Annotated in this window: 19 protein-coding genes and 2 pseudogenes; 6 read left to right on the top strand and 15 right to left on the bottom strand. The window is 61.6% G+C overall.

Going from position 1 to position 26,531, the window contains the following annotated elements:
• Positions 1-78 precede the first annotated feature (78 nt).
• The 3 genes and pseudogenes from FUT88_RS16585 to FUT88_RS16575 form a co-directional block, all read right to left on the bottom strand.
• Positions 79-828 (bottom strand): electron transfer flavoprotein subunit beta/FixA family protein, encoded by a 750-nt coding sequence (locus tag FUT88_RS16585; RefSeq protein WP_147216743.1) that lies wholly within the window; start codon positions 826-828, stop codon positions 79-81.
• A 20-nt stretch (positions 829-848) separates the two neighbouring features.
• Positions 849-2,233: pseudogene (locus FUT88_RS16580) on the bottom strand (FAD-binding oxidoreductase).
• Positions 2,230-3,567, bottom strand: a complete 1,338-nt coding sequence (locus FUT88_RS16575; protein WP_147216741.1) for an MFS transporter — start codon at positions 3,565-3,567, stop codon at positions 2,230-2,232. Before FUT88_RS16575 ends, FUT88_RS16580 begins: the two are co-directional and overlap by 4 nt.
• Positions 3,568-3,690: 123 nt before the next feature.
• Between FUT88_RS16575 and FUT88_RS16570 the strand changes: the two genes are divergently transcribed.
• Positions 3,691-4,626, top strand: a complete 936-nt coding sequence (locus tag FUT88_RS16570; RefSeq protein WP_102064638.1) for a LysR family transcriptional regulator — start codon at positions 3,691-3,693, stop codon at positions 4,624-4,626.
• Between the two features lie 74 nt (positions 4,627-4,700).
• On the opposite strand, the gene FUT88_RS16565 is transcribed toward FUT88_RS16570, so the two are convergent.
• Positions 4,701-5,681 (bottom strand): LacI family DNA-binding transcriptional regulator, encoded by a 981-nt coding sequence (locus FUT88_RS16565; protein WP_316888377.1) that lies wholly within the window; start codon positions 5,679-5,681, stop codon positions 4,701-4,703.
• Between the two features lie 286 nt (positions 5,682-5,967).
• Here FUT88_RS16565 and FUT88_RS16560 point away from each other — a divergent pair, with 286 nt between their 5' ends.
• A complete protein-coding gene (locus tag FUT88_RS16560; RefSeq protein ID WP_147216737.1) occupies positions 5,968-7,326 on the top strand; it encodes an MFS transporter in 1,359 nt (452 codons plus the stop codon).
• Between the two features lie 51 nt (positions 7,327-7,377).
• Positions 7,378-8,535, top strand: a complete 1,158-nt coding sequence (locus FUT88_RS16555) for an L-talarate/galactarate dehydratase (RefSeq protein ID WP_147216735.1) — start codon at positions 7,378-7,380, stop codon at positions 8,533-8,535.
• Positions 8,536-8,988: 453 nt separating this feature from the next.
• On the opposite strand, the gene FUT88_RS16550 is transcribed toward FUT88_RS16555, so the two are convergent.
• The 8 genes from FUT88_RS16550 to FUT88_RS16515 all read right to left on the bottom strand — a co-directional run bounded on the left by FUT88_RS16550 (position 8,989) and on the right by FUT88_RS16515 (position 20,141).
• Positions 8,989-9,990, bottom strand: coding sequence for a transketolase family protein (locus FUT88_RS16550; protein WP_147216733.1), 1,002 nt, complete (start codon positions 9,988-9,990; stop codon positions 8,989-8,991).
• Positions 9,987-10,838: a transketolase gene (locus FUT88_RS16545; RefSeq protein ID WP_102064633.1), complete on the bottom strand. Its 852-nt coding sequence runs from the start codon at positions 10,836-10,838 to the stop codon at positions 9,987-9,989. The genes FUT88_RS16550 and FUT88_RS16545 overlap by 4 nt, the downstream gene beginning before the upstream one ends.
• Before the next feature lie 51 nt (positions 10,839-10,889).
• Positions 10,890-12,215, bottom strand: coding sequence for an MFS transporter (locus FUT88_RS16540; RefSeq protein ID WP_147216731.1), 1,326 nt, complete (start codon positions 12,213-12,215; stop codon positions 10,890-10,892).
• Between the two features lie 92 nt (positions 12,216-12,307).
• Entirely contained in the window at positions 12,308-13,057 is a 750-nt protein-coding gene (locus tag FUT88_RS16535; RefSeq protein WP_147216729.1) for an SDR family NAD(P)-dependent oxidoreductase, read from the bottom strand.
• A gap of 149 nt (positions 13,058-13,206) precedes the next feature.
• On the bottom strand, positions 13,207-14,100 hold the full coding sequence (locus FUT88_RS16530; protein ID WP_096745283.1) for a LysR substrate-binding domain-containing protein: 894 nt from the start codon (positions 14,098-14,100) through the stop codon (positions 13,207-13,209).
• 1,081 nt (positions 14,101-15,181) lie between these two features.
• On the bottom strand, positions 15,182-18,304 hold the full coding sequence (locus tag FUT88_RS16525; RefSeq protein ID WP_147216727.1) for an efflux RND transporter permease subunit: 3,123 nt from the start codon (positions 18,302-18,304) through the stop codon (positions 15,182-15,184).
• Positions 18,301-19,440: an efflux RND transporter periplasmic adaptor subunit gene (locus FUT88_RS16520; protein ID WP_147216725.1), complete on the bottom strand. Its 1,140-nt coding sequence runs from the start codon at positions 19,438-19,440 to the stop codon at positions 18,301-18,303. Before FUT88_RS16520 ends, FUT88_RS16525 begins: the two co-directional genes overlap by 4 nt.
• An 86-nt stretch (positions 19,441-19,526) precedes the next feature.
• Positions 19,527-20,141 (bottom strand): TetR/AcrR family transcriptional regulator, encoded by a 615-nt coding sequence (locus tag FUT88_RS16515; RefSeq protein WP_147216723.1) that lies wholly within the window; start codon positions 20,139-20,141, stop codon positions 19,527-19,529.
• Between the two features lie 86 nt (positions 20,142-20,227).
• Between FUT88_RS16515 and FUT88_RS16510 the strand changes: the two genes are divergently transcribed.
• The 3 genes and pseudogenes from FUT88_RS16510 to FUT88_RS26440 form a co-directional block, all read left to right on the top strand.
• Positions 20,228-21,688, top strand: coding sequence for an efflux transporter outer membrane subunit (locus FUT88_RS16510; RefSeq protein WP_147216721.1), 1,461 nt, complete (start codon positions 20,228-20,230; stop codon positions 21,686-21,688).
• 59 nt (positions 21,689-21,747) lie between these two features.
• The gene (locus FUT88_RS16505; protein WP_147216719.1) at positions 21,748-22,554 is read left to right on the top strand and encodes an oxidoreductase; all 807 of its coding nucleotides are present in this window, start codon (positions 21,748-21,750) and stop codon (positions 22,552-22,554) included.
• Positions 22,555-22,603: 49 nt separating this feature from the next.
• Positions 22,604-22,834 (top strand): annotated as a pseudogene (locus tag FUT88_RS26440) (MFS transporter); the annotation flags it as partial.
• A gap of 128 nt (positions 22,835-22,962) precedes the next feature.
• On the opposite strand, the gene FUT88_RS16495 reads toward FUT88_RS26440, so the two are convergent.
• The 3 genes from FUT88_RS16495 to FUT88_RS16485 are packed head-to-tail and all read right to left on the bottom strand — an operon-like array spanning position 22,963 to position 26,480.
• Positions 22,963-23,937: a hydroxymethylglutaryl-CoA lyase gene (locus FUT88_RS16495; protein ID WP_147216717.1), complete on the bottom strand. Its 975-nt coding sequence runs from the start codon at positions 23,935-23,937 to the stop codon at positions 22,963-22,965.
• Complete coding sequence (locus FUT88_RS16490) at positions 23,934-25,166, bottom strand: CaiB/BaiF CoA transferase family protein (RefSeq protein WP_147216715.1); 1,233 nt, start codon at positions 25,164-25,166, stop codon at positions 23,934-23,936. Before FUT88_RS16490 ends, FUT88_RS16495 begins: the two co-directional genes overlap by 4 nt.
• A 9-nt stretch (positions 25,167-25,175) precedes the next feature.
• Positions 25,176-26,480, bottom strand: a complete 1,305-nt coding sequence (locus FUT88_RS16485; RefSeq protein ID WP_147216757.1) for an MFS transporter — start codon at positions 26,478-26,480, stop codon at positions 25,176-25,178.
• Between the last annotated feature and the right edge of the window lie 51 nt (positions 26,481-26,531).

Below are 26,531 nucleotides of genomic sequence, written 5' to 3'. Positions count from 1 at the left end.
ACGAGTGCGGTCATCTTGATTTGCCTGTTCGGTGTGCTTGAAGTTGCGTGCGTTGCGGGAGGGTTACAAACCCGCCGCTTACAGCACCTTGGCTTCCGTCTTGAGCTTGGACACCAGCGTGGCCACGTCGGGCACCATCACGCCGGCGCTGCGCTTGGCGGGCTCGACCACCTTCAGCGTCTTCAGGCGCGGTGCAACGTCCACGCCCAGGTCTTCCGGCTTGACCGTGTCGAGCTGCTTCTTCTTCGCCTTCATGATGTTCGGCAGCGTGACGTAGCGCGGCTCGTTCAGGCGCAGGTCGGTGGTGACCACGGCCGGCAGCTTGACCGACAGGGTTTCCAGGCCGCCGTCCACTTCACGCGTGACCGAAGCCTTGCCGTCAGCAATCTGCACCTTCGAAGCAAACGTGGCTTGCGGCAGGCCTGCCAGCGCAGCCAGCATCTGGCCGGTCTGGTTGGCATCGTCGTCAATCGCCTGCTTGCCGAGGATGATCAGCTGCGGCTGCTCCTTGTCGACCAGCGCCTTGAGCAGCTTGGCGACGGCCAGCGGCTGCAGTTCTTCAGCGGTTTCAACGAGAATGCCGCGGTCGGCGCCGATGGCCATGGCGGTGCGCAGGGTTTCCTGGCACTGCGTCACGCCGCACGACACGGCGATCACTTCGGTAGCGACGCCCGCTTCCTTCAGGCGGACCGCTTCTTCCACGGCGATCTCGTCGAACGGGTTCATGCTCATCTTGACGTTGGCAAGATCGACACCGCTGCCGTCCGTCTTCACGCGAACCTTCACGTTGTAATCGATCACGCGCTTGACTGCGACCAGGACTTTCATCGTGCCTTCCCTCTTGCTGTTTATAGAATCCGGCCGCTGTTCAGAATGGAGTTCGGGTCGAACAATGCCTTGAGGCTGCGCATCAACGAAATCTCTTCCGTGGACCGGCTGTTGTGCAAGAACGCCTTCTTGATAACGCCGATGCCATGTTCCGCAGAGATGGAGCCACCCACGTCCCGAACCGCGGTGTAGACGATGTCCTCGACGCAATGCAGGTTCTCGTCGGTCAGGTGAGGGCCCGACAGGACGTGCAGGTTGCCGTCGCCGATGTGTCCGAAGAACAGATGCCGCTGATCTGGAAACCTTCGCGTCAAAACCTCTCGGGTCGAACTCACGAACGTCTCCATGGCGGCCATCGGGATTCCCACATCAAACGCAGCGTGGGGTTTCATCTGGGCCAGCAGTTCGCCGACAGTTTCCCGGTATTGCCATAGCCGTTCCTTGTCATCGAGCGACTGCGCAACGATGACGTCTATCACCGTCTCCGCTTCCAACGCGTCGCCCAGGAAGGTCTCGAGCTGCGACGCTCTTCCTCCTCGTTGGCACCCTGCGTTTCAATCAGGACGTAGACGGGCGCCTCCGCTGCAAATGGCTGGCGAAGCGATGCAACCTGCATGGCCGCTGCCATGAAATCGGCCCACATCACCTCAAATGCCGAGAGGCTGGGCAGCGCCATACGCGCTTGTTTAAGGAGTCGAGCGGCGGACGAGAATGAAGGCAGTGCACACAACGCGGTGCACGAACTGGTCGGCTTGGGGGTCAGTTTCAAGACGAGCCGCGTGATGACACCCAGCGTCCCCTCACTGCCAATGAAAAGATGCTTCAGGTCGATGCCGGTGGTGTTTTTCTCCACTCGGTTGAGCATCGTAAGGAGGGTACCGTTGGGCAATGCAACTTCGATGCCCAGCACCATTGCGCGCATGGTTCCGTAGCGGATGACGCGATTTCCCCCCGCATTGACAGCAGCGTTTCCGCCCAGTTGGCAGGATCCTCGCGCACCGAGGTCCAAGGGGAATGACCACCCGTGCTCTTCAACGCTCTTCTGCAGCGCTTCAAGGACCACCCCAGCTTGTACGACGGCGATACCGCCAACCGCATCGATCTCTTCAATGCGGTTCAGCCGCGAAAGCGAAAGCGCAATCTCGCCCGGGCGCGGCGTGCCTCCACCGGCAAGCCCGGTCAGACCGCCTTGCACCACAACAGGCTGCGAAAAGCGCGAACACACGTCGAGCGCGGCAGCCACCTGTTGCGACGTCTGCGGCAGCAGAACCAGTCCGGGCAACTGCCTTGGCGCTTCGCTCCAGTCGCCGGCGTACGCCGACACGAGGTCCTCGTCACGGACGATGCAAGCCTCTCCGAGCACGTCGACCAGGGCGGCGTACAAGTCTTCTAGGTGGTGTTTCATGATGCAGATTCCTGATTGAGCAGGCTGGCAGCGGCCTTGTGCGACTGGTCTCGAAGCGCGAATACGATGGCGCCCGACGCAAAGAGACATCCGGCAATGACGTAGAGCGCCAGGTTCGTACTGCCGGTGTGATCGACAATCCAGCCGACCATGTAAGGGCTCAGGAAGCCGGCGAGATTGCCCACTGAGTTGATCAACGCGATGCCAGCAGCGGCTGCAACGCCGCCCAGCAGGGAAGTTGGAATTCGCCAGAACACAGGCGCAAGACACTGCAGACCCATGCAAGCCAGCGTAAGCGCCACAATTGAGACGGCTCGATGATCGCTATATGCAGCACTCAAGGCCAACCCGGCCGCTCCCGCAATCGCCGCCACCAAGTAGTGCCAGCGATGCTCGTTTCGATGATCGGCACTGCGTCCGACAACGAGCATGGCCGCAATACCAAACGCATACGGAATCGCGGACAGCAGCCCGACTTCAGAGGGCGACTTCACACCCAGATTTTTGATGATGGAAGGAAGCCAGAACCCGAATCCGTACTGGCCCATGGCTGCCCCGAAGTAGACGAGTGCCAAGACCCAGACAAGGGGTCGTCGAAACGCAGCAGACAATGAAACCGTCGTTTTGCGTTGGCTATCCGCTTGAATGTTGGCAACCAGCAGTTGCTGCTCCGCCGGGGTCAGCCATTTGGCGGCATGAATGCTGTCGTCGAGATAAAAAAGGGCGGCGATGCCAATGACGAGCGAGGGAACGCTTTCGACAAGAAAGAGCCACTGCCAGCCGGCCAAAGCGTGATAGCCGTCGAGCGCAGTCAGGATCCACCCCGATAGCACACCCCCACTGACCCCAGCGATCGGGATGGCCGTCATGAAGATGGCGATCACGCGGCTCCTTCGGTTGGCGGGATACCAGTAGGTCAGATACAGGATGATGGCGGGAAAAAACCCCGCTTCGGCCGCCCCGATCAAAAAGCGCACTACGTAGAACGCCGTGGTGGAGTGTGCGAACGCCATGACGCCTGTGAGCAACGCCCACGTGATCATGATCCGCGCGATCCAGCGTCGCGCGCCTACGCGATGCATGACGAGGTTGCTCGGAACCTCAAAGAGGAAGTAGGCGAGGAAGAAGATTCCCGCACCGAAACCGTAGGCCTGCTCGCTCCATCCCAACTGGGAAACCATCTGAAGCTTGGCAAAAGCAACATTGACGCGGTCTAGAAACGCGATCACGAAGCACAGGCAAAGAAACGGGACCAACCGCCACGTGACTTTTCTGTAGGTGCGTTCTTCAGAATCGCCCGTCGTGGCGAGGGCCGCAATGATGGGGTGCGCCATGGTGTCTCCTTGGGTGGAATCGTTTTTTTTCTTTGGACTGGCGCGAGCATGCAGCACGGCATAGAACAACACAATCGATGAATAGTGGCCTATCATTAAGCTCGTCTTATTAATCGGTCGAACATGTCTCAAGCGCGTTTCACCCCGCGACAACTCAGCGCCTTCCTGACCGTTGCCGACGTTCGTAGCTTTGCCAAAGCGGGTGAGCGAATGAGTCTGTCAGCCTCGGCAATCAGCCAACTCGTGGCGGAACTCGAGGCGGCGGTGGGTTTTCGACTGTTTGATCGGACGACCCGCAGCGTGATGCTGTCCCCAGCGGGACGCGAGTTTTTGGCGCCGGCCAGAAGCGTGCTCAAGCACATTGAACTGGCCCAGTCATCCGCGGATGACATCCGCAATCGCGCGGCGGGCATCGTGCGCGTCGCTGCGCCCCTGGTGGTTGCCAGCACCATCCTGCCCGCGGCAATCAAGGCCTATGTGAAAGATCACCCTAAGGTCGTGATTCGCATCCGCGACGCGGCGGTGGACGATCTCATCAACATGGTGGTCAATGCTGACGTTGATCTCGCCATCGGACCTGACCAGGGGGTGTCGGAGGATGTCGCGAGCGTCGGCCTATTCCAAAGTCCTTGGGTGCTTTGGTGTGCGCGCAGCCATCCACTCGCCAAGCGGCGGGAAATTGCATGGGCAGACTTGCGTCATCAGCCGCTCGTTGCGGCGGGGCGGGACTACGAACGCAACGTATCCCTGATGCGAGCCGGCGCAGACGAACACGAGCGCATTGCACCCATGGATATCGTGGACAACATCAGTACAGCGCTGGGGATGGCGGCCGAGGGGTTGGCGCTTACGCTTGCACCGGCCTATGTTGGCCTGCTGGGTCGCCCGCTTGGTCTGGTGATGCGACACATCGTCGATCCAGAGGTGATGCGGCAGGTGTGTCTCTACCATTCCACTAGCCGGACAGTGTCGCCTGCGGCTGAAGGGTTTCGCGATCATCTAGTCGACTGGCTCAGGGGCAAAGACGATCTCGGGATGGCGGCGAGCAAAGCTAAATGATCTTTCGCTAGACGCTGGCAGCCGAGAATCTTCCAGTTATGCAATCGTGTCGCCGCACCCGGACGATTGCTGCACTAGGCACTCTCCCGATCAATGATGGAGAAACCGGTATCGATGCACACCGGGCCTCGGGCGGCGGCCATCTGGAACCGTTCAAGCAAAGCTGCTGCCGTCCGCTTGCCGATATCCGCACCGCCGACCTTGACCGTGGATAGCGCGGGGTGCAGTTGCGCCGCCATGGTCAGATCGCCGAAACCCATTACCGCCAGATCGTCAGGCACGTGCATGCCCCGGCTGGCTGCTTCCATCAGGACGCCCTCAGCAAGCGTGTCGGAGCTGCAGACGATGATGTCAGGCCTTGTGTATTCGAGCATGCGCCACAGCCCGCGCCGCCCGCCCTCAAGCGTTGCCGGTGCGGGCAGTGTTTCGAACGGACAGTCGCCGATGCCTTGTCTCGCAAGCTCTGCCTTGAAGCTTTCACATCGCCGCAAGCCGCGTGGGTCGTTGACCGAGATGACGCCGAAGCGGCGATAGCCCTTCTTCACTAGGTGGCGAGCAACGTCCCGTCCGACCTGTTCGTGTGAGAAGCCGATGGCCATGTCGATGGGCTTCTCGGTCAGATCCCAGATTTCCACGACGGGAATGCCGGCTCTGGTCAAGCGGTCGACAGTCGTGCTGGTGTGGTCGGTTCCCGCAAGAACGATGGCATCTGGCCGACGCCCCAGCAGTGCCTCGACCAAGGCTTCTTCACGACTGGCGGAGTAGCCAGTCAAACCTATCAGCGTCTGGTAGTTCGCCACCGACAATCCATCCATCAATGCCTGGACTGTCTCGGCAAAGATGGAGCTGGCAATGGTAGGCAGCAGAACAGCCACCAACCGGCTGCGGCTGCTGGCAAGGCCGCCGGCAAGCATGTTTGGCACATATCCCGTTGCCCGCACAGCCGCCAATACCTTCTTCTGCGTCTCCTCTCGGACGAGTTCAGGACGATTCAGGGCGCGCGAAACCGTCATGGGCGCGACGCCGGCCATGCGAGCCACATCGATGAGTGTCACGCTGGACGTCCCGTCGGCAGACGTGCCTTGCGACCGGCTTTTCGGCTTTCTGGCCATATTGCCCTCCCGGCAGAGTCAGTGGGGGATGGATGGAGGACGTTTTCGTCACCCTCGGTAACCGCAGGGTAAACGAGGATGATTGCGCAATCAATTCCGCTTGAATGATTGCGCAATCATCTAATAATGGCTTCGTCGGGTGCCGTATTTCACATGACACCGAAGGCGGCCCGGCAAAGAAAGATCTCGCTCAATTAGAAGCGAGCCTGGCATCCCACAGGAGACCCGTATGACCGTGCCAACTCAACTCGCGCATCGAACCGGGGTGCGATGGTTCATCTTGTCGATGATCTTCATCGTGACGGTATTCAACTATGTGGACCGCGCCACGCTGTCTATCGCGGCACCCGCGATGCGCCACGACCTCGGCTTTGACGCAATGGCCATGGGCATCGCGTTTTCGGCTTTCGGATGGGCCTACACGGCAATGCAGATCCCCGGCGGCCTGCTTCTCGACCGGTTCGGTGCGCGAATCGTGCTTGGAGTCAGCCTGCTTACATGGTCTGCCCTGACATTCCTCCAGGGCTACGTGCACCTGTTTGCAGCGTCAGCCTTCATCGTCCTCTTCGCGCTGCGCTTCCTGATGGGAATAGCCGAATCGCCAGCGTTCCCTTGCAACAGCCGGCTGACGGTGATGTGGTTTCCCACGCAGGAACGGGGGCTAGCGACATCAGTGTTCCAGTCAGCCCAGTACTTCGCGCTGGCAGCATTCACACCCATCATGACGTTCACCGTCAGTACATGGGGATGGCAGTGCGTCTTTTTCACTACGGGCGCCGTAGGTGTTTTGCTCGGACTGGTATGGCTACGCGTCGTCCGTGAACCATCCAGGCATGCCCGGGTGAACGCCGCAGAACTTCAGTACATCTCCACCGGCGGCGGCCTGCCCACCATGACAGATGGTCCGAGTCCGTTCAGCTGGCGTCAGTTGAAAGCGATCTCGGCCAATCGCATGATGGTGGGCATCTATATCGGTCAGTTCTGCCTGACGTCTATTACGTGGTTCTTTCTGACATGGTTCCCGACCTACCTCATCGAGGCGAAGGGCATGTCGATCTTGAAGGTGGGCGTGGTGGCAGCGATTCCCGCCGTTGCCGGTTGCCTGGGCGGAATGATCGGGGGCCTGTGGTCTGACTGGATGCTCAAGCGTGGCTTCAGTCTGACCGCTGCCCGCAAGATCCCGATCATTACCGGGCTGGCCCTGTCCAGCAGCATCGTCATTGCCAACTACGTGCAGTCGACCGCCATCGTGGTGCTCGTGATGTCGATCGCCTTCTTCGCCAAGGGTATTGGAAATCTCGGCTGGTGCATCGTGGGCGATGTCTCGCCCAAGAAAGCCATGGGCGTCAGCGGCGGCATCTTCAACCTGTGCGGCAATCTCGCAAGCATCGTTACGCCGTTGGCCATAGGTTGGATGATCAAGCAGACCGGTTCATTCGAGGCTGCGCTCACCTACGTTGCAGGCGTCGCTCTGGCGGGTGCGTTCTCTTATCTCTTGGTGGTCGGCAAGCTTGAGCGCCTTCCCTCCGAAGCCGCACCCGATATCAATTCGATTTCATCAACGGCTGCCGCGAAATCGTTGCCCTGATCTCGATGTAGCAGCAGTCAAACTTTCCATTTCTTCTCTTTAGCAATCACCATGAATCATCCTGACAGCCTTCTTACCGGCCAGCTCGCTCGCGACCGCATCGAGCACATTCGCATCAGTTCTGTTTTCCTGCCCCTTGCTGCCCCAATCAGCGACGCGAAAGTCCTCACCGGCCGCCAAAGGCCGATGACGGAAATCGCCATCCTGTTTGTCGAGATCAGCACGGCAGACGGCCATCGCGGTCTGGGCTTCAGCTATTCCAAACGTGCAGGTGGGCCAGGCCAGTTTGCGCATGCCAAGGAGATCGCGCCAGCACTCATCGGCGAAGATCCGAATGACATCGCGCGCCTGTGGGACAAGCTCGCTTGGGCTGGCGCATCGGTGGGCCGAAGCGGCTTGGCTGCCCAAGCTATCGGCGCCTTCGATGTCGCCTTGTGGGACATGAAAGCGAAACGTGCCAATTTGTCGCTTGCAAAGCTACTGGGTGCGCAACGTGATTCCGTTCGCTGCTACAACACCTCGGGTGGGTTCCTGCATACCCCACTTGATCAGTTGCTCGTCAATACCGACATCTCGCGCGCCAAGGGCATCGGGGGTATTAAGCTCAAGGTTGGTCAGCCGGATCGCGCCTTGGATGTGAAGCGTGTCGAAACGGTGCGGAAGCATCTCGGCGATGACTTCCCGCTCATGGTGGACGCCAACCAGCAGTGGGACCGACCGACTGCACAGCGTATGTGCCGCACCTTCGAGCAATTCAACCTGGTTTGGATCGAAGAACCGCTTGATTGCCATGACGCAGAGGGCCATGCCGCCCTGGCCGCACAGTTCGACACGCCGATCGCCACGGGGGAGATGCTGACCAGCGTGTCAGAGCACTGGGAATTCATCCGACAGCGCGGGGCGGATTACCTCATGCCGGATGGCCCGCGCGTTGGAGGCGTCACCCCCTTCCTCAGGATTGCCGCGTTGGCGGACCACGCGGGCCTCATGCTTGCGCCGCACTTTGCAATGGAACTACACGTTCACCTTGCGGCGGCATATTCCCGGGAACCGTGGGTCGAGCATTTCGAGTGGCTGGAGCCCCTGTTCAACGAGAAGCTGGACACCCGCGATGGGCGGATGATTGTCCCCACGCGTCCGGGCCTTGGGTTGTCCTTGAGCGAGCGGGTCGCAGGTTGGACCGCTCAGGCGACTGAAATCACAAATTGACAATAGAGGAAGTAGGACCCGCGTTCTTTCGGGATGGAAACGACGCCATCCTGTGAGCGGGGGGAGAGCGATATTGTTGCTAGAGGTCTTATCGATCCGATCTTTTGCCATAAGCGAAGAAAGGCAGGGAAGCGACGGGAGAAGATTCCGCCCCGCGAAGCACTCTTGCAAATGCTCGCGATGCAACAGTCAAAGACGGTTCAGCGCGAGTGTCGGCGTTGTCGGGACTGTAAATGTGACCCCTTCGAGGACTTGCCACGACTGCTTACGCGGCGCCAACCTCGCTTGGCATAAGTTGACGAACGTTATCGCCAAGCCATGAAAGCCAGCAAACTGAAACTTACGAAGGCGAAATGCGCTTTCGTCGCGTCAGATACTCAGTATCCGACGAATGCGAAGAAATTCGACCCTGAATGACAAAGACGCCTCCACCGACGGGCGGAGGCGTTTTTGTTAGTCCAGCCATCCCCGAATCGTGGATGCCATGACATTGGTGGAAATGCCGTAGCGGTCATGCAGCGTCGGCAGTGCACCGGCATCCAGGAACGCATCCGGCAGTCCCACCTGGCGGAACGGCACGCTGACGCCGGCGCGCATCAACGTGCCCGCGACCGCCTCGCCCAGCCCGCCGATCACGGTGTGGTTCTCTGCCGCCACCACGAGCCGTCCGGAGCGCCCCGCCTCACGCAGAATGGTTTCGGTGTCGAGCGGTTTTATCGTCGGCACGTGTAGCACTCCCACGCCAATGCCATCGCTTTGCAATGCCTTGGCGACTTCGAGCGCGCGCATCGTCATGATGCCCGACGAGATGACGAGCACCTCGGCGCCGTCGCGCAGCAGCTTGGCCTTGCCCAGTTCGAACTGATAGCCGTATTCGTCAAGCACCACCGGCACGTTGCCGCGCAGCAGGCGCGCATAGACCGGCCCGGCATGCGCTGCAATGGCCGGCACCATCTGCTCGATCTCCAGCGCGTCGCACGGGTCGATGACGGTCATGTTGGGCATGGCGCGCATCAGCGCGAGGTCTTCTGCAGCCTGGTGGCTCGGCCCGTACCCGGTGGTCAACCCAGGCAGCGCGCAGACGATCTTCACGTCCAGGTTGTCTTCGGCAATCGTCTGGTGCATGAAGTCGTATGCGCGACGCGTGGCGAAGACAGCGTAGGTCGTCACAAACGGCTGGGCGCCTTCGTTAGCCAGCCCGGCGGCAGCGCCCATGAGCAGTTGCTCGGCCATGCCCATCTGGTAGTAGCGGTCGGGGAATTCCTTGGCGAAGATGTGCAGATCGGTGTACTTGCCCAGGTCCGCGGTCATGCCGACGACGTTCGGCTTTACGCGCGCCAACTCGGCCAGCGCGTGGCCGAACGGCGCCGAACGTGTTGCCTGGCCCTCGCCCGCAATGGAGGCGATCATTGCGGAGGTCTTCAGCTTGGGCTTGTTGATGATGGTGCTGCTCATGCGGTCCTCCCGGCTTCCAGTGCTTGCAGCGCGAGCTGCCATTCGTGCGCATCAACGCGGATGAAGTGATTCTTTTCGCGCTGCTCCAGGAACGGAACACCGCAGCCCATGCGGGTATCGCAGATGATCATGCGCGGTTGTGCACCCTTGTGCGCGCGCGCTGCATCGAAGGCCGCCTTGACCGCATCGATGTCGTTGCCATCCACGCGCTGGGTGAACCAGCCGAAAGCTTCGAGCTTGGGCAGGAGCGGCTCAAACGCCATGATCTGCGTCGACGGGCCGTCGGCCTGTTGGTTGTTCACGTCCACCACGGCGATCAGGTTGTCCAACTTCCAGTGCGCGGCGGAAAGCAGGCCCTCCCACACGGCACCCTCGTCCAGCTCGCCATCTGAGAACAGCGTGTAGACGAACGCGTCGGACCCCTTGCGTTTGAGGCCGAGGCAGCGGCCGACGGCAATCGTGAGCCCCTGGCCGAGCGAGCCGCCAGACATCTCCATGCCGGGCGTATAGCTGGCCATGCCGGACATCGGCAGGCGGCTATCGTCACTGCCGTACGTCTCCAGCTCTTCGGCGGGCAGAATGCCGGCTTCGAGCAACGCGGCATAGAGCGCGATCGCATAGTGGCCGTTGGAGAGCAGGAAGCGGTCGCGGCCCTCCCAATCAGGGTCTTCGGGCCGATAGCGCATGGCGCCGAAGTAAGCAACGGCCAGCACGTCGGCAATGTCGAGCGCTTGTCCGATGTAGCCCTGGCCTTGCACTTCGCCCATCAAGAGCGCGTTGCGGCGGATGCGGTAAGCGCGCTCGGCCAGGGGCACGGCGTCGGTTGGTGGCAATGATGTGGAAGTCATGATTGTTCCTGTGATGAAGCGGGAGCACGGGCGACAGAGACAGTCACCGGCTCAACGGTTGACGGTCTTCGCCGGCACGAAGAACACCAGCACGGCGCCAAGTACGATGGCCGACGAGATGAAGATCAGTCCGGCCGTTGATTTACCCGTCAGATCGTTGAGCCAGCCGACAATGGCCGGGGAGAAGAACCCTGCGAGGTTGGCGAAGCAGTTGACGGCAGCGATGCCCGCAGCGGCCGACATGCCGCCCAGCATGGCGGTGGGCAACGACCAGAACTGGGATGACGAAGACAGGATCCCGGCGGCAGCAATGCTCAGGCAGACCAGCGCGGCGCCTACGTTGCCAATCAGCGGCAGTGCGGCGAATCCGGCGGCGGCCACCAGCATCGGCACAGCAAGATGCAGGCGGCGCTCGCGGCGGCGATCTGCGCTCATGCCAATCAACGGCAGCGCGACGATGGCGCAGATATACGGCACGGCGGTGAACACGCCCACCCACAGCGGATCCGCCACGCCAGCCTTGCGGATCAGGGTCGGCAGCCAGAACGTAAGCCCGTATTGCCCAAGCACCACGCAGAAGTAGATGGCGGCGAGCAGCCACAGACGGCGGTCTGCAATGAAGGCGCCCACCGAGCCATGCGCGGTTTTCTGTGCGTTGTCCCCGGCGACGTTGCGCTCAAGCAGTATCTTCTCTGCGTCAGTCAACCACTTGGCCTGTGCGATGCCGTTGTCGAGATAGAACAGGATGGCCACGCCCAGCAGCAGCGACGGCAAGGCTTCGATCAGGAACAGCCACTTCCAGCCGGCCAACCCAGCCACATCGTGAAACGTGTGCAGGATGTAGCCCGACAGCGGCCCGCCGACGATGCCTGCTAACGGAATCGCCATGAAGAACATCGACAATGCCTTGGCCCGGCGCTGCGAGGGGAACCAGTACGTCATGTACAGGATGACGCCCGGCGCGAAGCCCGCTTCGGCCACCCCGAGCAGAAAGCGCAGCACGTAGAACGACGTCGGCGTGCTCACGAACGCAAAGCCCGCTGAGATGACGGCCCACGTCAACATGATGCGCGCCAGCCAATTGCGCGCGCCCACCTTGTGCAGGATCACGTTGCTCGGGACTTCAAAGAGGAAGTAGCCGAGAAAGAAAATGCCGGCGCCCAAGCCATACACCGTCTCGCTGAACCGCAGATCATTGAGCATCTGCAGCTTGGCGAAGCCCACGTTGACGCGGTCCAGATAGGCGCCCAGGTAACAGATCATCAGGAAGGGAATGAGCCGACGCGCAACCTTGGCGTAGGTGCGGGACTCGAACGTGGCCGCATCCGCGCGCGCCGACTCGTCGCCCGGCAAGGGCGATGCAAACTTCGTGGTCATGGTGTCTCCTACCATGTGCCCCGGGTGGGCCCGGGTGCATGTGTCTCGAAGAAGTCCACGGCCGGTATGCCAGCCATGGCGGTGTGGGTCGTTCAGTGGATCAGCATGCCGCCGTTCACGTCGAGCGTGATGCCTGTCAAGTAGGCAGACAGATCGCTGATGAGGAACAGGCACGCGTTGGCAACGTCGGCCGCATCGCCAAGCCGGCCGAGCGGAATGCCCTTGATGATCTCCGCGCGCATCTCGGGCGTGAGCTTGTCCCCGGTGATGTCGGTCTGGATGAGCCCCGGCGTGATGGAGTTGATGCGGACATTGTCGCCACCAAATTCCCGTGCCATGGCCTTGGCCAGCCCCAGCACGCCCGCCTTTGCGGCGCTGTAGTGCGGGCCACCGAAAATACCGCCGCCACGCTGTGCGGATACCGACGACATGCAGACGATGCTGCCGCCCTTGTGCGCCTTCATGTGCGGCAACACAGCCTGCGACATATAGAGCGTGCCGCGCAAGTTCACATCGACCACAGCATCGAAATTGCCGGCCTGGATGTCCAGCGTGCGCAGCGGCTGCGTGATCCCGGCGTTATTGATGAGACCGTCAATGCGGTCGTATTTGGTGAGAGCGGCTTGCACAGCGGCATCGCAGGCGCTGCGATCGGTTACATCGCAGGCGAGGCCCAGATGCCCGTCCCCAAGATCGCGCGCCGCCTGCTCTGCATCTTCAAGCCGCAGATCCAGCACCACCACCCGTGCACCGTGTGCAGCAAGCGCCTTCGCCGTCGCCTTGCCGATACCGCGGGGCGAGGCCGCCCCGGTCACGATGACTACCTTGTTCTCGAGCAACATCGTTGTCTCCTGCTTGTTGGAATCTTGTTGGCTGCAGTGTTGTTCCAGCAGACGATTCGATCAACGCAGTTGGATTCAACTATGGCTGAGAAATTTTCAGATATGGGCCGCGACGGCCTTGGTGCGCTGCACCACACAAGCCTGCGGCGCTATGTCGTCGGATGCAGCGTCAGTTGCCGGTCGACCCAGGCAAGAAAGCGCTTCACGCGGGGCAGGTCGGCGTTCTGTGGTGGAAACACGATGTGGTGTCCAGCGACCTCAAGCGCGTGGTCGTCGCCAAACACTGGCGCCAGCCGCCCCTGCGCCACGAGGACCGAGGCCAGCAACGTGCTCTCCAACGCCACGCCAAGCCCGAGTGCCGCGGTCTCAAGCGACATGTATGAGCGGTCGAACGCAAAGTCGAACGCCACATGCATGTGTTCAACGCCCACACGCGCGAACCACTGCTGCCACTGCACAAGCGGCGTTTCGGATCGAATGAGTCGATGCGCGAGCAAATCCTCCGGGGATGACACCGGGTGTTTGTCTAGATATGCGGGCGACGCCAGCGGGACAATGCGTTCGCCGCGCAGCGTCTTGATCTGGACGTCGCGCCAATGTGCGTGTCCATAGCGGATATCGATGTCGTAAAAGCCGCTGGTAAACGAGACATCCTCATACGAACACGAGACATTCAAGCGGATGTCGCTGTGGTCCTCCTGGAACGCCGCGAGCCGGGGCAATAGCCACATCAGGCCGAAGCTTGGGCTGGAGTGCACGCGCAAGATCTCAACTTCGGCGCGGCTGGAGGCGCGCTCAGTGGCGCGGCCCAGGTCGGCAAGCGCCCCCGTGATGTCACGCAAGTACTGCTCACCTACGGGCGTCAGTACTAAGCCGCGCCCTTGCCGGAAGAACAAAGGCTGGCCAATCGCCGCCTCCAGATTGCTGATCTGGTGGCTGACAGCCGACGCTGTCAGGCCAAGCTCTTCGGACGCGCGATTCACGCTCTTCGTCCGCGCGACGGATTCGAACGCGATGATCGCCTTCATTGGGGGAATACGCATGTTTCGCATCGCGGGCCGCGGCGAGCAGTTGACGGAATACGAAGCCTAGCCTCTTTTGCTGTGCGGCATGGACAGTTCCACACTCAGTTGTGGGCTAATCCCTGCTCTCTTCCACTGTTTCGATCCCGAGAGCGGGCAGGCAGCTTGTGACTTGCGCTCGCCTAGCGCGTCGGATTTCCAGAGAGGTTGTATCAGGACGTCCAGGGCCGACGGGCACCCGCGAAAATTCAGAGTTACGTGAACCAAAACGCGGATAGTTCAAAGTTAAGCGAACCACGAGTTCAACGTTGGCCGAGCAACTCGGCCGGGAAGGCCTGCAAATCCTGACCTACCGGTTCAGCGTTGAGTGAATCTCGACATTTGGAACTTCAGTCACTCAATTTGGAACTACCTCGACGATCAAGGCGGCAGCCTCAGCATCTTTTCCTTTGTTTTCAGTCACTTATCCTGCAGGAGTTCTCCGTCGCTGCGGGCAGGCCGTTCCGTTCTTCCTAGATCGCAGTGACGCGACGGAGGACAACAGGAACGCTCATCCAAGCACGGGGAGTGTGATGTAGATGCCCGGAACGGGCGATCGGTGTAGTGATACGTCCTGCTCCACAGGCCGCTTCCAGCCTAGGACCACCCTGCTTGTTGGCCCGCTCTATAAAAAAGCTGGGGGGGTGTCGAGGCTCCCGCGCCCGTCACTCCAGAATGCAATCAATAAAAAAACGCCTGCCCCTAAGGTCGAGAGAGAACGGAGGTAACACGGGGCAGGCGTGAGCCAAAATTTACCGCTGCATACGCGGAATTCAACACAACGTCTGAGGCACCGTGAGCCTCATCGTGCCGGCATCTTGATTCTGAGTGCTGGTCGGCATGCCGCCGCTGAGCGGATCAAAGGGCCCCATTTCCCATCACGGGCCTTTCGCATTCCCTTTGCGCGCTCCGCTCAAACTGGGCGACCGTCGTGGCACGCGAAGCTGTCAGCGGTGCGAGAGCGAGCACGCTAGGTACTTCCGACTTGGCAATCATCTTCTTCAATGAAATTAAGCCCCTCTGACTGAAACACCTGCCCAGCACATACGCTTTCTAGTCGGCGTTACTCCGGCACAAGGCTCCCTGCCTGTTGTTCGGTCTGATGCCGATCCGGCGGCGCCTTCGTCGCATAGCCCGGCCCAATCCTGAACCAGATGGAGTACATGGCTGGCAAGAACACCAGCGTCAGGATCGTCCCTGCGAACGTGCCGCCAATCAGGGTGTAAGCCAGTGCTCCCCAGAACACCGAATGGGTGAGCGGAATAAAGGCGAGGATGGCGGCCAAGGCGGTGAGGATCACCGGACGCGCTCGCTGCACCGTAGCCTCTACGACGGCCCTGAACGGGTCCAGCCCCTCATCCTTGTTGTGCTGGATCTGACCGATTAGGATCAGCGTGTTGCGCATCAAGATGCCTGACAGCGCAATCAGGCCGACCAGCGCGTTGATGCCGAACGGCTTGCCGAACAGGATCAGCGTCGGCACCACGCCGATCAGCCCGAGGGGACTGGTCAGGAAGACCATCACCATCGCCGGAATGGATCGCACTTGGAAGATGAGGATCAGCAGCGTCACGGCCAACATGATAGGGAACAGCGGCAGCATGGCCTTCGTCGCCTTGCCCGACTCTTCGATTGAACCGGCTTGCTCAATGCGGTATCCGCTCGGCAGCTTCTCGATGATGGGCTGAAGCTGCTTGCTGATGGCGGTCGACACATCGGGCGGTTGCAGACCGTCGGCAATATCGCCACGCACCGTGATGGTCGGCATGCGGTCGCGACGGCGCATGATGGGCTCCTCCATGCGCACCTCGATCTTGCCGATCTGCGAGAGGGGAATGCGCTGCCCATTGGCACCGGCCAGCGTGAAGTCTCCGACCTTGGCCGGGTCGAGCCGCACGTTGCCGGCCGAGCGCGCCGTCACCTGCACGGTGCGGATGTCTTCGCGCACTGCCGTCACCGGAACGCCGTTGAGCAGAAATTGAAGTTGCTGCGCGACGGCACTGGAAGTCAGGCCAACGGCTTGCAGACGGTCTTGCTGCAAGGTGAAATGCAGCGTGGGGACGCGCGTGCCCCAGTCCGTATTGACCGTGCGCATCATCGGGCTGGCGTCCATGACATGCTGCACATCAGCAGCGATACGCCGCAGCGTTTCCGCATCCGTGCCAGTGACGCGATAGGCAACGGGGAACGGCGAATATGGCCCGAACACAAGCTGCGTGACACGTACACGCGCCCCCGGGGCCAGGCCATCTGCAACCGCCTGACGTAGCCGCTGCTTCAGCATGTCACGCTCTTCCTGGCTGTCGGTGCGGATCACGATCTTGGCGAACGAGGGGTCGGGCAGCTCCGGCCCCATCGCCAGATAGAAGCGCGGCGCGCCCTGGCCGATATAAGCCGTCACGATCTTGGCTTCCTTCTGCTTGGCGAGCCAGGCTTCGATCTTTGCGGTCGCCGCGTCGGTCTGGTTGATCGACGTGCCATAAGGCATCTGCACCTCGACCAGCACTTCTGGGCGATCCGAGATCGGGAAGAACTGCTTCTTAACCACCGCCATGCCCGCAATGGCCAAGGCGAAGAGGCCCACCACCGCGCCCGCGACTAGCCATTTGCGCGCAATCACGCGCCCGAGCAGCACTCGGAAGCGGTTGTAGCGCGGGGTGTCGTAAATCGCATCGTGGCCGCCTTCGACCTTCTTGAAATCGGGCAGCATCTTCACGCCCAGGTACGGCGTGAACACCACCGCGACCACCCAGGATGCAATCAGCGCAATGCCGACAATCCAGAACATGTTGCTGGTGTATTCACCCGCCGTGGATCGCGCAAAGCCGTTGGGCATGAAGCCGACGGCCGTGACCAGCGTGCCCGACAGCATGGGCGCGGCGGTGTGGCTCCACGCATAGGCCGAAGCGGCCACGCGGCTGTAGCCCTCTTCCATCTTCACCACCATCATTTCGATGGCGATGATCGCGTCGTCCACTAGCAGGCCCAGCGCCAGGATCAGCGACCCGAGGGTAATGCGATCGAAGTTCTTTCCTGTCGCGGCCATGACCACAAACACCACGGCGAGCGTCAGTGGCACGGCTGCGGCCACCACAAGGCCTGCGCGCCAGCCCATGCTGATAAAGCTCACCAGCATCACCACCAGTAGCGCAGCAAAGAACTTGAGCATGAACTCGTCGACTGCACCGGCGATGTTGACGGCTTGGTCCGTCACCTTAGTCAGACTCATGCCGAGCGGCATGTCCGCATTGATGGCGCCGACTTCCTTGTCGAGTGCCTTGCCCAGATCGAGCCCGTTCCATCCATCGCGCATGACGACGCCCAACAGCAACGCGGGCTGCCCGCCATTGCGCACCATGAATGTGGCGGGGTCTTCATAACCGCGCTTGACAGTGGCAATGTCCGAGAGCTTCAGCGTGCGGCCCTGCGAGACCACCGGCGTATCGCGAATCTTCTGCAGCTCGTCAAACGCGCCATCCAGGCGGATGAACACCTGCGGCCCTTTCGTTTCGACCGAGCCGGCGGCCGTCAGTGCATTCTGGCTGTTGAGCGCGGCAAACACGTCTTGCGGGCTCACGCCGAGCGTCGCCAGCCGGTCATGTGAGAACTCGACGTAGATGCGCTCGGACTGTTCGCCGATGATGTTCACCTTCTTCACGCCTGGCACGTGCAGCAGGCGCTGGCGCAGCGTCTCCGCATCGCGCGCGAGCGCACGTTGCGGCTCGCCCTGTGCCTTCAGTGCAAACAGGGCAAAGGTCACGTCCGAATATTCGTCATTGACGATGGGTCCGATCACGCCGGACGGCAGGTTGGCCACCTCGTCACCGACCTTCTTGCGCGCTTGATAGAACTCCTCCTGCACTTCCGATGGTGGCGTGCTATCGAGCAACGTTAGCGTAGTGAACGCGAGACCGGGCCGCGTGTACGTTTCCGTGCGATCGTACCAGCGCAGCTCCTGCATGCGCTTTTCGATCTTCTCAGCCACCTGGTCCTGCATTTCCTGCGCGGTGGCGCCCGGCCACACAGTGACGATGTTCATCACCTTGACCGTAAACGCCGGGTCTTCCGCGCGGCCCAGTTTGAAGAACGAAATAAGCCCCGCCAGCGAGATGAGGCAGATGAGGAACAGCGTAACGGCACGCTCGCGCACCGCCAGGGCCGAGAGGTTGAAACGACCTTGGCTCACGGGCGCACCTCTGCAATTGCAGCAACTGCGGTAGCGGCCTGCTGACCTGCCACGCGCACTTGCTGTCCTTCGCGTAGCAGTTGTGCGCCGAGCGCGACTATGCGGTCTCCCTGCTTGACCTGGCCTGCAACGCGGGCGCCTTCATCGCTTAGGCGCAGGAGCGCGATGGACCGCCACGAGACCTTCGCTGGATCACCCTGGATGACCCACACGCCGGGGCCCTTGCCGGCGTCGAACACGGCACCGAGGGGTACCTGCAAATCGGCCACTTGAAGATCGCCTTGCGCCGTCGCTGCCCGCTCGGGAATCCGAATCGTGACGGTCGCGCCCAACGGCGCGTTGGCCAGATCGCCGTCGAGCACATAGCGCGCTTCATACGTGCGGGTAAGCCGGTCCGCAGCATCCGATAGTTGCCGCAGCTTGGCGGGCGTGCCGTCGCCTTCCCTGCCGAACAACGTGGCCTGCGCGACCGAGCCGATTGCGGGACGCAACGTTTCCGGCAACTGGACCACTGCCTCACGGCGGCCAGCGTGAGCCAAGCGCACCACCGCCTGCCCGGCATTAACGACTTGGCCGGGCTCGGCCAACGTTTCCATGACCACGCCGTCACCGTCGGCAACGAGTTCTGCGTAACGGCTGGCGTTGCGGGCGACATCCGCCTGCGCTTCAGCGGCGCTCAATTGCGCTTTTGCCGCGTCCGCCGCCGCCTTAGCTTGGTCGTAAGAGGAAGCGGAAATCGCGCCAGTCCCGCGCAGATCGCGGTAGCGCGCTTCATCTTCCGCCGTCTGCTGCGCGCGTGCGCGGGCGGCCGCTACGGCTTCTTGCTGCGCATGCGCGGCGAGCTTCAGATCGACCGGGTCGATGCGCATGAGCGGCTGCCCGCGCTTGACGGTCTGACCTGCATCCACCAACCGCTCCAGCACCTTGCCAGGCACGCGGAAGCCGAGGTCGCTCTGCACCCGGGCAGCCACGACACCCGTGAACGATCGGGATGCCGACGCAACGGGCTGAACGAATGCAACACGCACCAATGGGGCCTCGGTGCGCGGGTCGCCGGGAGCCTTTTCGCCGCAAGCGGTCAACGTCAGCGGCAATGCAAGAACAGCGGTAGAGGTGATAAAGCGACGCGAAAGCATGAAAGCCCCATCGACAGGATGATCTGGGCTTTCATTCTTGTTCAAGTGACTAATTTAGTCAATGGTCACATACAAAAATCTGAGCGTCAGGGAGAAAGGCTTCGGAGTACGAGGCTGGAAAGCAGCCCAGGCGCGACCTCCGTGTAGTCGAAGCTGTACTGCAAAAGCAACGGATTCATGAACGGACGCATGACCAGGTAGATGGCCGCCGTAGCCTCGTCTAACGGCGTCTTGCGCTCGAAGTCTCCGGTCTCGCGCCCCTCCTGCAGGACATTGCGCAGCAGTTGCTGGATGCGGCCCTCATAGGCGATCACCGACTGCCACCGCTCGGTCGCAGCCGAGGCAGCGATTTCGTAGAGCTTACGGTCGTGGGAAAACAGCCGAAGACTAGCCTCCGTCAAGGCTTTAAACATGCGGCGGAGCTTCTCCGGCGGGGACCCGGCCTCGGCCAAAGCGGCATTCACGTCGGACTCGATCTCGCGCAGGCAGTTGGCGCAAATCATCTCGCCAATGGCCTGCTTGGACTCGAAGAACTTGTAGATGTAGGCCTTGGAAAAACCAATCGCCTTGGCCAGATCGGACACAGCGGTCTTCTCGTAGCCGTACCGACTGAAGTGCTCGGTGGCGGCGGCGACGATCTGATCTCGTACGTCATGGTCCGCCGGGCCGCGGGCGGAAACGGGGTAAGGAGTGGTTTTCATGGGCTTCAGCTTACGCCAGTCGAGATAGTTGAACAACTTGTGACCGATTTGTACTATAGTCACTCAAAACTTCGATGGACGTCGCCATGTTGCCAAAACACTCCCTTGCAGCCCTTCTCGTTGCCGGCCTGGCCACAGGGTGCGCTGTCGGCCCCAACTATGTGAAGCCGGAGGCGCCGGTTCCCGATCGATTCCTGGGTCAGACCTCGGTCGAGCAACGGCCCGCCCATGGTCCAGCGGATCTGTCCGCGTGGTGGGCCGGTTTTGGCGATCCGCAGCTCACACGGATTGTTCAACTCGCGTTGGAACAGAACCTGGACCTCGCCCAAGCCTTCGCCCGTGTTACACAAGCGCGCGCTGGTCTGGGTGCGGCCAACGCCGCGTTGCTGCCCTCGGGCAATGTCACAGGCCAAGCGGCGCGTGCATATCAGTCCGTCGAAACGCCTCTAGGCCGCGTATTGAATGCAAGGCCGGGCTTCGACCGCTACGGCAACGCGTTCGAGGCCGACGTCAACGCAAGCTGGGAACTGGACGTATTCGGCGGACTGCGCCGTGGCCGAGAGGCAGCATTGGCCGACTATCAGGCCTCCCGGGCAGGCGCAGTCGCCACACGGCTGGCAGTGGCCGCGCAGACCGCTGATATCTACATCACCATCCGCGGCTTGCAAACGCGCCTGAAGGTGGCCCGTCACCAGGTGCAAACACAGGAGGAATTGCTCTCCACCATCAACCTGCTATACGGCAAGGGGCTGGCTGCCGAGCTTCAAGTCAGGCAGGCAGAGGGCGCGCTCGCTCAGGTGCGCGCGTCCATCCCGCAGCTTGAGACGGGCCTCCACGCGGCGATGAACGCACTGGACGTAATGCTCGGCGCGCTGCCGGGTACACATCGGACGGAGCTTGCGCAAGACGCCGACATTCCGGCCGCGCCGCAGATCGCCATCAATGGATCGCCAAGCGAGTTGCTAAGGCGCCGGCCGGATCTCATCGTTGCTGAACGTCGCCTGGAGGCATCCAACGCGCGCATCGGCGTTGCCATTGCAGAGTACTACCCGAAGTTCTCGCTTAGCGGCCTGCTGGGTAGCGCCACATCGGTGGGCGCCGGCAGCTTATTCGGCAGTGGCGCCAGTCAGTTTGCTGGCGTGCTCGGCCTGCGCTGGCGCCTCTTTGATTTCGGTCGCATCAATGCGCAGATCGATCAGGCCAAAGCCCAGGAAGCCGAGATGCTGGCCGCATACCGGCTCGCCGTGCTGCGCGCCACGGAAGACGTGGAAGACGCGTTCTCTGCACTGGTCAAGCGCGAGGAACAGACCGCCGTGCTCACGCAAGGCGTCGATTCGCTCAGCCGCGCGCGGAACGCTTCGTTTGCCGCGTACCAAAAAGGCGTCGTCAGCCTGATCGAAGTCCTGCAAGCCGACGAAAGCTTGCTGCGTGCATCGGATGCGCGCGCGCAAGCGCAAACCGAATCGGCACGCGCCGCCGTCGCCGCCTTCAAGGCGCTGGGTGGTGGCTGGCAGCCCGATACATCGACCGCAATTGCCAGCCAATAGCGCGCACTGAAGAACCCATTTACCGCAAGCCCCACTCACCCATACACAAAGAAGCTGCCATGTCGAATTCCAAAGTTGTCGTGATCACCGGCGTGTCCTCGGGCATCGGCCGTGCCACCGCTGCAAAGTTTGCCCTGCGAGGCTGCAGAGTGTTCGGCACCGTACGCAACCTCGCAAGAACACAGCCAATCGCCGGCGTTGAACTGATCCAGATGGATGTCCGCGATGAAGCCTCGGTTCGGCACGGTGTCGATACCATCATCAGGCGAGCGGACCGCATCGATGTGCTGGTCAACAGCGCTGGTGTGGGCCTGCTCGGCGCAACTGAGGAAACATCGGTTGCCGAAGCACAGACCCTATTCGACACCAACGTGTTCGGCATCCTGCGTACCACGCAAGCCGTATTGCCGCATATGCGGGCGCAGCGTTCTGGACGCATCGTCAACATCAGCTCGGTGCTGGGCTTTCTGCCGGCGCCTTACATGGGCCTCTATTCGGCATCTAAGCACGCAGTGGAGGGAATGTCCGAGACGCTGGACCACGAGGTGCGCAAGTTCGGCATTCGTGTCTCGCTTGTGGAACCCTCATTCACCAAGACCAGCCTGGATACCAACGCGCCCCATGCGGCTTCCAAAGTCGCGGCCTATGACGCGGAGCGTGGTGTTGTTTCACAGGCCATTCAAAAAAGCGTCCAGAAGGCGCCGGACCCCGATGGTGTCGCAAGCACCATCGTCGATGCTGCACTGGGGGCATGGAAGATGCGCCTTACCCCCAAAGGCGAAGCATCCCTTCTGAGCAAGCTGCGCCGTTTCATGCCGGCAGGACCGGTCGACTCAAGTCTGCGCAAGACGTTCGGGCTCTCCTGAAACGTGTTGCCCGAAGCAGATCCGGCTCACACATTATCGGAAGAGCCTAATGACGAATCCAGACAGCTCAGCAGCCGCGGCTTCTGCCGCGAACGCTTCGATTTTGCCCAATGCACACCTCGACACCGCATCCCCTTGGCCAGTGTTCGGGGTGGCCAGCGTTGCGGTGTTCCTGGTTTCGATGGACGGCACGATGCTGTTTGCTGCGTTCAGCGCATTACGTGCAGGATTTCCGCAAGCCACTGCGGCCGACCTTTCCTGGGTGCTGAATGCCTATACCCACGCGCCTGTACAGTGCTCAAGCCCTATTGAGCAATGCCGTCGAAGAGGCGGACACGCAAGCTCCGACAGCGGAGCCTGCCTCCCCCCCAACAGCAAACGGCTGACTGGATTGCGCTGACTACCTTGTCAGACTCGCGCCTCTGCTCGCGCTCGTATCGCCTCGAGGTCGTGCGGAGCGGGATGCAGTTGAAGCCGTTGTCCGGCTTTAGCGATCTGACTTGGCGTGTCGTGTCCGACCAACGCAGGAAGGCGACGCGATACAGCCACCAGCCCAGCCAGGTCGACTCCCGTGTCGTAGCCCATCAGTTCAAGCGCATGCACGGTATCTTCGGTACAGATGTTCCCGGTGGCGCCAGGTGCGTACGGACAGCCACCAATGCCACCCAGTGAAGCGTCGAAGCGGTCTGCGCCGGCCTCGATTGCCGCCAGCACATTGGCGAGCCCCATGCCTCTGGTGTTATGGAAGTGCAGCGTCAACGCCGCATCGGCCCATCGTTCACGGAACGCTCGCACAAGCCTGTTCACCTGCGTGGGATACCCCATCCCGGTGGTATCGCACAGCGTGATGCTGTCGGCGCCCAACTGCGTGTGAAAGCGCTCCGCCCAGTCCAGCACGGTCGCCATCTCGACTTCGCCTTCCATCGGACAGCCGAATGCGCATGAGAGCGAGACATTGACGCGAACGCCAGCCCCGCGAGCCAACGCAGCCACTTCGCGCAGCCCGCCAAACGACTGCTCACGGGTCATGCGCAAATTTGCGAGGTTGTGCGTTTCGGTGGCCGACATGACAAGGTTCACCTCATCCGCCCCGCAGTCGATCGCACGCTCGGCGCCCCGCACGTTCGGCACGAGCGCGCTGTACACCGTGCCCGGCACGCGACGGATGCCTTTCATCACGGCCTCCGCGTCAGCCAGGACGGGAATGGCCTTGGGCGAAACGAATCCGGTGACTTCGATCTTGGCGAGGCCCAAAGAGGACAGCGCATCGATCAGCGCAATCTTCTCTTCCGTGGGTACAAAGGTGCATTCGGCCTGCAATCCATCCCGCGTGCCAACCTCCTGGATGTGGATGCGGCGGTGATTCCCGTTCCAGGCGCTCATGCGATGACTCCTTTGTTCCGCAGCACGTCGATCTGATCATCGGCGATACCGAGTTCTCGCAACACCGCAGTCGTGTCCTCTCCCAATCGCGGCGCGGCGGTGCGAACGGTGCCCGGTGTGCCCTCCAATTTGGGGACCACGCCCGGCACTTCCAACGTGTCGCCTTCACGGGTGCGCTGCGGGAGGATCATGTCCCGCGCACGGTAGTGCGGGTCTTCAACGATGTCCTTGGCGGTATAGACTTTCCCGGCCGGTACGCGCGCTTCAGCCAGCAGGTGCAACGCCTCTTCGACCGTTCGCAATGCTGTCCAGCTGCCAATGGCGCCATCCAGTTCTTCAACTCGAGCGACACGGCCCGCATTATTGGCAAAGGCAGGATCGTCCGCGAGATCGATGCGCCCGATGGTGTGCATCAAGCGCTTGAAGATGCTGTCACCATTGCCAGCGATCAAGATGTAGCCGTCCACACAACGATAGGCATTCGACGGTGCGATGCCCGGCAAGGCGCTCCCTGCAGCCTCTCGTACGGCACCAAACGCGCTGTACTCCGGGATCAGACTTTCCATGACGTTGAGCACGGCCTCGTTCAGGGCCACGTCGATGACCTGGCCCTTGCCGCCGTTCACTTTGCGGTGATACAGCGCCGTGAGGATGCCGATCGTGCCGTGCAACGCGGCGAGCGTGTCGCCAATGGAGATGCCGCACCGCACAGGTATGCGACCCGGCTCGCCGGTGAGATGCCGCAGGCCGCCCATGGCTTCGCCGATGGCGCCGAACCCGGGCAAGTCACGGTATGGCCCCGTCTGCCCGTAGCCAGAGATACGCAACATCACCAGGCCCGGGTTCAGCTCCGACAGCACATCCCAGCCGAGCCCCCAGCTTTCCAGCGTGCCGGGGCGGAAATTCTCAATGAGCACATCGGCTGAAGCAATCAGTTCTCGCGCGATCTCTTGCGCTTCCGGGTTGCGCAGGTCGAGCGCCACGGAGCGCTTGTTGCGCGACTGCACCTGCCACCAAACGGAGGTGCCGTCCTTCAGCATGCGCCAGTTGCGCAGGGGGTCGCCCGCGCCGGGTGGCTCGATCTTGATCACCTCGGCGCCGAACTCACCGAGCGTCTTGCCAGCAAAGGGCCCCGCGATCAATTGCCCCATCTCGATGACGCGCACCCCTTGGAGTGCCATGGGAGCGCAATGGATTTCGTTACCGGATTGCACGTGTTGTTGTTGCATCTCTCTACCTCAGTCTTTGGCGCGCAGCTGGGCTGGCATCGCGAACGTCAGGATGGCCGCACACACAAGCCCGAGGCCGCCAATCAGGTAAAGCGCCGGCGTGGTGCTGCCCGCCATGTCCTTGATGCGTCCGACGACCACCGGACTCACGATGCCGCCCAGCTGGCCCAGCGTGTTGATCAGGGCAATGCCGGCTGCTGCCCCGGCGCCTGCGACGAGCTTGGGAGGCAGCGCCCAGAACGCGGGAATCGCGGCCACTACGCCCGCACCCATCATCGCGAGGGCCAGGACCAGCATGGCGGTCTGCTTGTCAAAAATGCCGGCGCTGAAGAATCCAACCGAGGCCAGCACCATCAGCCCAATCACGAACTTGCGGCGTTCGCCCGTACGGTCTGACACACGTCCCACGACGACCATGGTGATCGCCCCGCACAGGTAGGGCACAGCCGTCAGCAGACCGATGGTGGTGGGGTTGGTGATACCAGACGTGCGAATCATGTGCGGCGCCCAGAAGTTCAGGCCGTACGAACTCACCTGGATCAGGAAGTAGATGAGCCCGAGCATGAGGAAACCCGGCGTCTTCAACGCACCGATCAGCGAGTGGCCGGCTATATCGCGGTTCTGTCGCGCGATGTTGGCGCTCAGCAGCGCACGCTCCTCCGGCGCAAGCCAACGGGCATCTTCAATGCGGTCCTTGAGCACCTTGAAGACGATGTATCCAAGAAGCACGCAAGGCAGCCCGCCCACCAGGAACAACCAGTGCCAGCCGCGCATGGCAAGCACACCGTCCATGTGTGAAAGCACCAGGCCCGATGCAGGCGCCCCAAGCAGCCCGGCAAACGCAGATGCCAGGAACAGCATGGACGTCATCCGACCGCGGTAAGCCGCCGGGAACCAGATCGTCAGGTAGTACAGGACGCCCGGAGCAAAACCTGCCTCCATCGCACCAATCACGAAGCGCAGCCCATAGAACTGCCATTCGGTTTGCACAAACGCCATCAGCGCGGTGGCAATGCCCCACGAAACCATGATGCGGGCAATCCACCGACGGGCGCCCACCTTGTACAGCATGAGGTTGCTCGGTACCTCGAACAGCACATAGCCCACGACGAACAACCCGGCGCCGAGCCCGTATGCGGTGTCGCTCAGACCCAGATCGGTCTGCAATGAAAACTTGGCAAAGCTGATGTTGATGCGATCAAAGAACGCAAACAGATAGCACACCATGATCAGCGGCATGACGCGCCACGCTATCTTGCTGACGATGCGTGCTTCGTCGATTTGCGTCGGTGGTGTGGCCGCCTGAAGCGGCATGGTTTCCGTGCCAGCCATCGTTGTCTCCTGTGGATGCCGATGTCAGGCGAC

It is taken from the genome of Ralstonia sp. TCR112, from assembly GCF_007997035.1.
GTDB classification, from domain to species: domain Bacteria; phylum Pseudomonadota; class Gammaproteobacteria; order Burkholderiales; family Burkholderiaceae; genus Ralstonia; species Ralstonia edaphi.
This window is presented reverse-complemented; position numbering and strand designations above follow the sequence as displayed.

What these genes read in the sequence shown, in the direction of transcription:
- FUT88_RS16585 (WP_147216743.1), bottom strand. Translation starts at nt 828, where the DNA reads ATGAAAGTCCTGGTCGCAGTCAAGCGCGTGATCGATTACAACGTGAAG.
- FUT88_RS16575 (WP_147216741.1), bottom strand. Translation starts at nt 3,567, where the DNA reads ATGGCGCACCCCATCATTGCGGCCCTCGCCACGACGGGCGATTCTGAA.
- FUT88_RS16570 (WP_102064638.1), top strand. Translation starts at nt 3,691, where the DNA reads ATGTCTCAAGCGCGTTTCACCCCGCGACAACTCAGCGCCTTCCTGACC.
- FUT88_RS16560 (WP_147216737.1), top strand. Translation starts at nt 5,968, where the DNA reads ATGACCGTGCCAACTCAACTCGCGCATCGAACCGGGGTGCGATGGTTC.
- FUT88_RS16555 (WP_147216735.1), top strand. Translation starts at nt 7,378, where the DNA reads ATGAATCATCCTGACAGCCTTCTTACCGGCCAGCTCGCTCGCGACCGC.
- FUT88_RS16550 (WP_147216733.1), bottom strand. Translation starts at nt 9,990, where the DNA reads ATGAGCAGCACCATCATCAACAAGCCCAAGCTGAAGACCTCCGCAATG.
- FUT88_RS16545 (WP_102064633.1), bottom strand. Translation starts at nt 10,838, where the DNA reads ATGACTTCCACATCATTGCCACCAACCGACGCCGTGCCCCTGGCCGAG.
- FUT88_RS16540 (WP_147216731.1), bottom strand. Translation starts at nt 12,215, where the DNA reads ATGACCACGAAGTTTGCATCGCCCTTGCCGGGCGACGAGTCGGCGCGC.
- FUT88_RS16535 (WP_147216729.1), bottom strand. Translation starts at nt 13,057, where the DNA reads ATGTTGCTCGAGAACAAGGTAGTCATCGTGACCGGGGCGGCCTCGCCC.
- FUT88_RS16530 (WP_096745283.1), bottom strand. Translation starts at nt 14,100, where the DNA reads ATGCGTATTCCCCCAATGAAGGCGATCATCGCGTTCGAATCCGTCGCG.
- FUT88_RS16520 (WP_147216725.1), bottom strand. Translation starts at nt 19,440, where the DNA reads ATGCTTTCGCGTCGCTTTATCACCTCTACCGCTGTTCTTGCATTGCCG.
- FUT88_RS16515 (WP_147216723.1), bottom strand. Translation starts at nt 20,141, where the DNA reads ATGAAAACCACTCCTTACCCCGTTTCCGCCCGCGGCCCGGCGGACCAT.
- FUT88_RS16510 (WP_147216721.1), top strand. Translation starts at nt 20,228, where the DNA reads ATGTTGCCAAAACACTCCCTTGCAGCCCTTCTCGTTGCCGGCCTGGCC.
- FUT88_RS16505 (WP_147216719.1), top strand. Translation starts at nt 21,748, where the DNA reads ATGTCGAATTCCAAAGTTGTCGTGATCACCGGCGTGTCCTCGGGCATC.
- FUT88_RS16495 (WP_147216717.1), bottom strand. Translation starts at nt 23,937, where the DNA reads ATGAGCGCCTGGAACGGGAATCACCGCCGCATCCACATCCAGGAGGTT.
- FUT88_RS16490 (WP_147216715.1), bottom strand. Translation starts at nt 25,166, where the DNA reads ATGCAACAACAACACGTGCAATCCGGTAACGAAATCCATTGCGCTCCC.
- FUT88_RS16485 (WP_147216757.1), bottom strand. Translation starts at nt 26,480, where the DNA reads ATGCCGCTTCAGGCGGCCACACCACCGACGCAAATCGACGAAGCACGC.